Consider the following 279-nt stretch of genomic DNA (forward strand, 5'->3'; position numbering starts at 1 on the left):
GTATGGCGGCGGGAATTATCGCCGCCGTCTGGCGTAACCGTTGGCCGGATCGATTGAGTATGACCATTGCGGTGTCGGGGATCTCGTTTCCGGCATTTGCTCTGGGGATGCTTTTAATTCAGGTATTCTCCGTTGAACTGGGCTGGCTGCCTACCGTGGGAGCAGACAGTTGGCAGCACTACATTTTACCCTCCCTGACGCTCGGCGCGGCAGTGGCCGCCGTGATGGCGCGCTTTACCCGCGCGTCGTTTGTCGATGTTTTAAGCGAAGATTATATGC

General features: G+C 57.0%; 1 protein-coding gene. It reads left to right on the plus strand.

Going from position 1 to position 279, the window contains the following annotated elements; genetic code table 11:
- Window positions 1-59: 59 nt before the first annotated feature.
- Window positions 60-279: ABC transporter permease subunit (locus SB756_RS29565; protein WP_410913114.1), on the plus strand; the 220-nt coding region annotated here is incomplete at its 3' end.

Origin of the sequence: Pseudomonas sp. SIMBA_068 (assembly GCF_046534705.1) — a bacterium.
In the GTDB taxonomy this organism is placed as follows: domain Bacteria; phylum Pseudomonadota; class Gammaproteobacteria; order Pseudomonadales; family Pseudomonadaceae; genus Aquipseudomonas; species Aquipseudomonas putida.